The sequence below is a fragment of the Pseudomonas sp. 51_B genome (assembly GCF_017491595.1).
GTDB lineage: Bacteria > Pseudomonadota > Gammaproteobacteria > Pseudomonadales > Pseudomonadaceae > Aquipseudomonas > Aquipseudomonas promysalinigenes.
Genome location: NZ_JAFGYW010000446.1, coordinates 1 through 437 on the forward strand (window position 1 = coordinate 1; position 437 = coordinate 437).

The 437-nt window shown below is 60.2% G+C and carries 1 protein-coding gene; it reads left to right on the top strand.

Features of this window, described 5'->3' with window-relative positions; genetic code table 11:
• On the top strand, nt 1–437 hold a 437-nt coding region (locus J5M56_RS25655; protein WP_207938143.1), incomplete at both ends, for an extracellular solute-binding protein.

Here is a 437-nt window from a genome sequence, read left to right on the forward strand (position 1 = left end):
GTCTACAACCAGTCGCTGACCGCGACCATGATCGAAGTCCACGGCGCCGAGAAGACCGAGAAAATCCTCAAGGGCTGGGTCAACCACCTGTCCACTGACGTGTTCTCCGATGACGTTGCAGTGCTGGAAGCGATCAACGCCGGGCAGTGCGACGTTGGCATCGTCAACACCTACTACTACGGTCGCCTGCACAAGCAGAAGCCTGAATTGCCGGTGAAGCTGTTCTGGCCGAATCAGGCCGATCGCGGTGTGCATGTGAATCTGTCGGGCATCGGCCTGACCAAACATGCACCGCACCCGGAAGCGGCCAAGGCCCTGGTCGAATGGATGACCACGCCTGAGGCGCAGAAGATTTTTGCTGACGTGAACCAGGAATTCCCGGCCAACCCGGCGGTGGCGCCTTCGGAAGAAGTGGCGGCGTGGGGCAAGTTTGTCGC